Here is a 7,432-nt window from a genome sequence, read left to right as displayed (position 1 = left end):
GGGAGCTGCTGGAATGGCGCCGGATGTTTGATACCAAGCTGGTGGAGATCACCGATGACGGTTTTGCCGCCATCACCCGGCTGAAGGTCGACGACGCCGTGCTGGCCGGCGTTGAACGGCTCGGCTGGCGCCTCGTCATCGGGAGCCCCACCGAGCTCTCCGGCCTGGCGGAGGCTTACCAGCGGGCCTGGTCCCTGCGCGGCCGGGTTGTGGCCACCGGGCGCAGCGTCCGGGTTGATGAGGTGACGTGGTCCGTGGCCGGGCTGCTCGGCAAGGACGCGGGCGCCATGCTGGCAGCCCGGCTGCTCGCCCCCGTCCTGGCACTGGAGCCGGAGCGGCGGGACGCCCTGCTCGGCATCCTCCGCGCCTGGCTCGCCGAGAACGGCAGCTGGGATGCGACGGCCAAATCGACGGGCCTGCACCGCAACAGCATCCGCCGGCAGATCGGCATCCTCGCGGAGCTGCTGGAGCTTGATCTCAACCAGGCGCAGGCCCGGGCGGAACTCTGGATTGCCTTGCAGTACACGGACGAGCTGCCCGGGCTGCGGGCGTCGGCTCCGGCGTCCCCGGATTCCGGCACCCTCCTGCCCGTTCAGGTGCCCGTTCAGCTGCCCCAGGAGCGGTAGATCTCCGGCCGGAGATCCTCCAGATAGGCCACGTCCTGCCCGGCCGCCCCGGGCGCGGGCAGCTCGGCGAACAACAGCTCGGTCCCGGGCCCAGCCGACGCCAGGAGGCCGCCATCCGGGGCCGCGACGACGCTGCCGCCCAGGAAGTCACAGCCGTCCTCGGTCCCGGAGTGGTTGGCGTAGGCCACCGTCAGGTGGTTCTCCAGCGCCCGCGCCCTGACCAGCACCTGCGGCACGGCCTCAAAGCCCTCGCCGAGGGCGGTCGGGACGAGCAGCAGTTCAGCGCCGCGCAGCGCGGCGGCGCGGACGGACTCGGGAAACTCCACGTCGTAGCAGATCACCATGGACACCTTGACTCCGTGGAAGTTCACCACGCCGGGGCTGGCCACGGCCGGGACAAACGCCTGGCGTTCCTCCGGGCCGAAGAGGTGAACCTTGGCGTAGCTGAGGAGCTCGTCCCCGTGCTCGTCGACGAGGGTGGCCGTAATCTGCCACTCCCCTGCTGCGGTGACGGCGGGGAGGCTGTAGACCAGCGCGATGCCGTTCGTGCGGGCAATATCCGCCAGGGCCTGCCGGATCGTGGCAAGCGCCGCCGGGTCAAGCTCCGCCCGCAGCCGGAGGGGCGCATACCCCACCGGAAAGAGCTCCGGGGTGAGGAGCAGCTGGGCACCGGCCGCAGCAGCCGTTGCAGCGGCGGCATCCACCGCACCGCAATTGGCTTCGATGTCCAGCACGACGGCGTTCGCCTGCATCAGGGCCAGTAGCACCATTACCACCTCAGCATCCTTAGGGTCCGCCCTTGGCGGCGGGNCCCGCCCCTCCAGCCTAGCCACGCGGCGCCCACGCCGTCCCGGTGCATTTCCGCCCGGCCGCGGCGGCGGCAGTGCGGAACGCCCCGCACTCCCGCGCGGACTCCCCCTAAGACCCCACTGTCGGGCCCGGTAGCGGCCCGGCAGCGGACTTCCCCGTCCGCGTTGCGTTAACTTCTTGACTACAAGAGGCGAATGGGGCAATCTTCATTGCATGCCCTCACCAACGCGCTCAACGAGGAGCCGAACCAAGAACCCCGGATCACAATCCGCTCTCCGGCACCTGAACCAGCAGCGGATCATTGAATGCCTTCTCGCCGGGCCCTCCACGCAGGCCGAACTTGCCCGGCAGACGGGCCTCTCGACGGCCACGGTCTCCAACATCGTCAAGATCATGCAGGACGCCGGGCTGGCCTCCACCGAACCGATCACCAGCTCCGGCCGGCGGGCCCTGAACGTCCGGCTCAACAGCAACGGGGCCGTCGCCGTCGGCATCGACTTCGGCCGCCGGCACCTGCGCGTCGTCCTGGCCTCCCTCAGCTACCACGTCATCGCCGAGGAATCGGTCCTGCTCCCCCTGGGCCACCACGCCGAGGAGGGCATCAGCGCCGCCGTCGGACTGCTGGACCGGCTCCTGGCCGGCAGCGGCGTGGAACGCAGCGCGGTGGTCGGCGCCGGCGTCGGCATCCCGGGGCCCATCGACCGGCGCACGGGGACGGTGGCGCAGGGGGCGATCCTGCCCGAATGGGTGGGCATCAACATCCTGCAACGCCTCGAGGAAGCGCTGGATCTCCCCGTTTTCGTGGACAACGACGCCAACCTCGGCGCCCTGTCCGAGGTCACGTGGGGGCCCCATACCGGCATCAGCAACCTGATGTTCCTCAAGATCGGCTCCGGCATCGGCGCGGGCCTGATCCTCAACGGCATGCCCTATTACGGCAACGTGGGAATCACCGGCGAAATCGGCCATGCGACCATCCATGAGCACGGGCTGGTCTGCCGCTGCGGGAACCGCGGCTGCCTGGAGACCATCGCCTCGACGACCACCATGATCGAGCTCCTGAGCCGCGGCGAGGACAAGCCGCTGACCCCGGAGGACATCGTCCGCAAGGCCCTCGCCCGGGACTCCGCGACCCTGCGCGTGGTGGACGACGCCGGACTCGCCGTCGGACGCGCCCTCGGCAATGTGGCGAACCTGATCAACCCCGAAGTGATCGTGGTCGGCGGTCCGCTGGCGGGACTCGGGGAGCTCTTGCTGGACCCGATCCGCCGGGGCCTCGTCCGGCACGCGGTGCCCGTGATCGGCGAGACCACAACACTGACAATGTCCTCCCTGGGGAACCGCGCGGAGGCGCTCGGCGCCACCGCGCTGGTCTTCCAGCATGCCGGAATCCGGCGCGACTGAGGTTTTCGTTATCGGCCCGTTGCGTTAAAGACTTGACGACAAGGCCTGTGATCCAGTTTACTTTTCCATCAGACGGCCCTGCGGTTTGCAGGGGCGGACAACGAAGTCATGCATTGGAGGCGTAAGGGCAGATGACGTCCCTCAACACGCACAGCGATCCGATTATTCTTGAGATGCGCTCCATCACCAAAGAGTTCCCCGGCGTTAAAGCATTGGCCGAGGTGAACCTGCGGGTGAAGGCCGGTGAGATCCACGCGATCTGCGGTGAGAACGGCGCCGGAAAGTCGACCCTCATGAAGGTGCTCTCCGGGGTGTACCCGTTCGGCACCTACACCGGGGACATCGTCTACCAGAGCGAAGTCCAGCAGTTCAAGGACATCCGGGCCAGCGAGCACGCCGGCATCGTGATCATCCACCAGGAACTCGCACTGATCCCCGAGCTGTCCATCATGGAGAACATCTTCCTGGGCAACGAGCCCACCAAGCGCGGGGTGATCGACTGGGCCGAGGCCCGGGTCCGCTCCACCGAGCTGCTGGCACGCGTCGGGCTGCGTGAAGACCCGGAGACCCCGATCAAGGAAATCGGCGTCGGCAAGCAGCAGCTCGTCGAAATCGCCAAGGCCCTGAACAAGTCGGTGAAGCTGCTCATCCTCGACGAGCCCACGGCGGCCCTCAACGAATCCGATTCCCAGCACCTGCTGGACCTGATGCTCGGCCTGAAGGGCCGCGGCATCACCTCCATCATCATTTCCCACAAGCTGAACGAGATCGAGCAGATCGCGGACTCCATCACCATCATCCGCGACGGCAAATCGATCGAGACGCTGGACGTCAAGGCCGACGGCGTCGACGAGGACCGCATCATCAAGGGCATGGTGGGCCGGACCCTGGAATCCCGCTTCCCGGACCACGAGCCGAAGATCGGCGAGGTCTTCTTCGAGGTCAAGAACTGGAACGTGGGGCACCCGCAGGTCCAGGACCGCCTGGTCTGCAAGAACTCCAACTTCTTCGTCCGGCGCGGCGAGATCGTCGGCTTCGCCGGGCTGATGGGCGCGGGACGCACCGAGCTTGCCCGCTCCGTCTTCGGCCGCTCCTACGGCCGGTTCCTTTCCGGGCAGATTTACATGAACGGCAAGGAGATCGAGCTCAAGAGCGTCAAGCACGCCATCGACGCGGGCCTGGGCTACGTCACCGAGGACCGCAAGTCCCTGGGGCTGAACCTGCTCGATGACATCAAAGCCACCACGGTCTCGGCCAACCTCAAAAAGGTCAGCAAACACAACGTGATCGACGCCAACAAGGTTTTCACCGTCGCCGAGCAGTACCGCAAATCGCTGCGGACCAAGGCCCCGTCGGTGGAGGAGGGTGTCGCCAAACTTTCCGGCGGCAACCAGCAGAAAGTGGTGCTGGCGAAGTGGATGTTCACCGACCCTGAGCTGCTGATCCTGGACGAACCCACCCGCGGGATCGACGTCGGCGCCAAGTACGAGATCTACGGCATCATCCAGCAGCTGGCCAACCAGGGGAAAGGCGTCATCGTGATCTCCTCGGAACTGCCCGAGCTGCTGGGCCTCTCGGACCGCATCTACACCATCTTCGAAGGCGCCATCACCGGCGTGCTCAACAAGGACGAAGCAAGTCAGGAAAACCTTATGAAGCTCATGACCTCGGCACGCAAGACGGCCTGATCCGCTGGGGCCAGCTGCTCCGAAGACTCCGAACCCTCCGAACACTCCGGAAACAAGGACTGAAACAATGAACGCGCTCAAGAAGCTCTTTGGCGGCAATACCCGCCAATTCGGCATGATCTTCGCCCTGGTGGCCCTGATCATCTTCTTCCAGATTGCCACCGACGGCCGCACGCTCACCCCGGGCAACGTCATCAACCTCTTCAACGGCAACTCCTACATCCTGATCCTCGCCATCGGCATGGTCCTGGTCATCATTGCCGGCCACATCGACCTCTCCGTCGGCTCGGTAGCGGCGTTCGTGGGCGTCTGCGTGGCCCTCTTCATCCGGGACTGGGGCATTCCCTGGTACCTGGGTGTCCTCCTGGGGCTGCTGCTGGGCGTCCTGATCGGCGCCTGGCAAGGGTTCTGGACGGCCTACGTCGGCATCCCGGCGTTCATTGTCACCCTGGCCGGCATGCTGATCTTCCGCGGCGCCAACCAGTACGTCGGCAAGTCCAACACCATCCCGGTACCGGCCGACTTCCAGAAGATCGGCTCCGGCTACCTGCCCGAGATCGGTCCCCCCACCGGCTACAACAACCTCACCCTGCTGCTGGGCCTGCTCGGCGCGGCGTTCGTGATCTTCAGTGAGATCCGTTCCCGCCGCAACGCCAAGGCCCTCGGCGCCGAGGTACCCGAGGCCTGGGTCAGCATCACCAAGCTGGTCCTGATCTGCGGCGCCATCCTCTACGCGACGTACCTGTTCGCCACCGGCCGGCCGGGGACGTCCTTCCCGATCCCGGGCCTGATCCTGGCAGCCCTCGTGCTCATCTACGGCTTCATCTCCTCCAAGACCGTCATCGGCCGCCACATCTACGCGGTCGGCGGCAACCGGCACGCCGCAGAGCTCTCCGGCGTCCAGTCCAAGAAGGTCAACTTCCTGGTCATGATGAACATGTCCGTCCTGGCCGGCCTCGCCGGCATGATCTTCGTCGGCCGTTCCACCGCGTCAGGACCGTTCGACGGCGTCGGCTGGGAACTGGACGCCATCGCGGCCGTGTTCATCGGCGGCGCCGCCGTCACCGGCGGCGTCGGCACCGTGATCGGCTCGATCGTCGGTGGCCTGGTCATGGCCGTGCTGAACAACGGCCTGCAGCTCCTCGGCGTCGGCGCCGACCTCACCCAGATCATCAAGGGCCTGGTGCTCCTGATCGCCGTCGCGTTCGACGTCTACAACAAGACCCAGGGCAAGAAATCGATCATTGGCCTGATGTTCAAGAACTTCGGCCGCGGCAGCGAGCTGAAGCCCGACGAGACCACATCCACCAAAGAGGTCATCTCCAAGGGCGCCTAGTTCGCTCCCCGATCCGTTCCCTGTCCTCATTTCTCCGAGTTTCCGCACCATCTAAAGAAAGTGAACCAAGCAATGCGAATGATTGGTAAAGCAGGAAAGGCAGCAGCAATCGCTGCTATTGCGGCACTGGCGCTGACAGCCTGCGGCCGCAGCGACACCGGCACCACCGGCGGTTCCTCCTCCGGCGGGGAAGCGTTCCCGAAGGACTCCATGATCGGCGTCGCGCTCCCGCAGAAGACCAGCGAAAACTGGGTCCTGGCGGAAAAGCTCTTCAACGACGGCCTCAAGTCCGCCGGCTTCAAGCCGGACGTACAGTTCGCCAACGGCGGCGTGTCCGAACAGCAGAACCAGATCAGCGCCATGATCACCAAGGGTGCCAAGGTCATCATCGTCGGCGCCATCGACGGTGCGCAGCTGGGTACCCAGCTGCAGCAGGCCAAGGAATCCGGCGCCACGATCATCGCGTATGACCGTCTGCTCCTGAACACCGCCAACGTGGACTACTACGTGGCGTACGACAACTTCAAGGTCGGTGAACTCCAGGGTCAGGCACTGCTGGACGGCATGAAGGCCAAGAAGCCGTCCGGCCCGTACAACATCGAACTGTTCGCCGGTTCCCCCGATGACGCCAACGCGAAGGTCTTCTTCGACGGCGCCATGAGCATCCTGAAGCCGAAGATCGACGACGGCACCCTCAAGGTGCTCTCCGGCCAGACGACGTTCGAACAGGCCGTGACCCAGGGCTGGAAGGCAGAGAACGCGCAGCGTCGTGCCGACACCCTGCTGACCGGCAGCTACGGCAGCGCAACGCTCGACGGTGTGCTGTCCCCGAACGACACCCTGGCCCGCGCCGTCCTGACGTCGGTCAAGGCCGCCGGCAAGCCGCTTCCGGTCATCACCGGCCAGGACTCCGAAGTTGAGTCCGTCAAGTCCATCATGGCCGGCGAGCAGTACTCCACCATCAACAAGGACACCAGCAAGCTCGTGGAGCATGCCATCACCATGGTCAAGGACCTCCAGGCCAACAAGAAGCCTGAGATCAACGATGACAAGTCCTACAACAACACGGTCAAGGTTGTTCCGGCGTACCTGCTGGAGCCGGTCATTGTGACAAAGGAAAACGTCAAGACGGCCTACGTCAACGATCCGGTACTCGGACCGCTGACCAAGTAGTTCCTTCGTCTTAGACACCAAAGAGCCCCGGCTCCGCCTCCTGGCGGGCCGGGGCTTTTTGCTGCCCGCATGCGGCGTGCAAGGCCTCACAGCGGGGGGCTTCACAGCAGATCCATAGCTCCGGACAGCGGTCCGCACAGCAGCCCGTACCAGTGTGGTGTCAGCCGCCGGCCATTCCGGCCGGCCTGAGATCCCTAGGAGTCACGTGAGCGTCCTTGCCCGGAGTATAGGCAACGCCTTCAGAAACAAGGTCCGAACAGCGGCCGTGGTGGCCGTCCTGGCGGTTGCCATCGGCCTCGCGCTGGCCATGCTGGTGGCCAACCAGGCTGTCGCGGGGAAGGTCGCGGAACTGAACGCCTCGGTGGGCACGGTGCTCACCGTCAATCCCGCCGGCG

At 65.6% G+C, this 7,432-nt stretch carries 6 protein-coding genes and 1 pseudogene; 6 read left to right on the top strand and 1 reads right to left on the bottom strand.

The window, feature by feature from the left end:
- Nucleotides 1-626, top strand: a 626-nt coding sequence (locus tag K789_RS0100935) for a helix-turn-helix domain-containing protein (protein ID WP_024365108.1), incomplete at its 5' end; no start/stop codon positions are given.
- On the opposite strand, the gene K789_RS0100930 is transcribed toward K789_RS0100935, so the two are convergent.
- Nucleotides 605-1,396 carry a nitrilase-related carbon-nitrogen hydrolase gene (locus tag K789_RS0100930; protein WP_024365107.1) on the bottom strand — a complete coding sequence of 264 codons (792 nt, stop codon included), beginning with the start codon at nucleotides 1,394-1,396 and terminating at the stop codon, nucleotides 605-607. The genes K789_RS0100935 and K789_RS0100930 overlap by 22 nt on opposite strands.
- Nucleotides 1,397-1,649: 253 nt before the next feature.
- Here K789_RS0100930 and K789_RS0100925 point away from each other — a divergent pair, with 253 nt between their 5' ends.
- The 5 genes and pseudogenes from K789_RS0100925 to K789_RS24290 all read left to right on the top strand — a co-directional run.
- Nucleotides 1,650-2,840 (top strand): ROK family transcriptional regulator, encoded by a 1,191-nt coding sequence (locus K789_RS0100925; RefSeq protein WP_024365106.1) that lies wholly within the window; start codon nucleotides 1,650-1,652, stop codon nucleotides 2,838-2,840.
- Nucleotides 2,841-2,971: 131 nt separating this feature from the next.
- On the top strand, nucleotides 2,972-4,528 hold the full coding sequence (gene mmsA / locus K789_RS0100920) for a multiple monosaccharide ABC transporter ATP-binding protein (RefSeq protein ID WP_024365105.1): 1,557 nt from the start codon (nucleotides 2,972-2,974) through the stop codon (nucleotides 4,526-4,528).
- A gap of 67 nt (nucleotides 4,529-4,595) precedes the next feature.
- On the top strand, nucleotides 4,596-5,864 hold the full coding sequence (gene mmsB / locus K789_RS0100915; protein WP_024365104.1) for a multiple monosaccharide ABC transporter permease: 1,269 nt from the start codon (nucleotides 4,596-4,598) through the stop codon (nucleotides 5,862-5,864).
- A 72-nt stretch (nucleotides 5,865-5,936) separates the two neighbouring features.
- A complete protein-coding gene (locus K789_RS0100910) occupies nucleotides 5,937-7,037 on the top strand; it encodes a sugar-binding protein (protein WP_035738731.1) in 1,101 nt (366 codons plus the stop codon).
- A 205-nt stretch (nucleotides 7,038-7,242) separates the two neighbouring features.
- Nucleotides 7,243-7,432: pseudogene (locus tag K789_RS24290) on the top strand (ABC transporter permease); the annotation flags it as partial.

This window comes from Arthrobacter sp. TB 26 (assembly GCF_000427315.1).
In the GTDB taxonomy this organism is placed as follows: Bacteria; Actinomycetota; Actinomycetes; order Actinomycetales; family Micrococcaceae; genus Arthrobacter.
The sequence above is the reverse complement of the archived record's forward strand: the minus strand, read 5'-3'. Positions and strand labels throughout refer to the sequence as shown.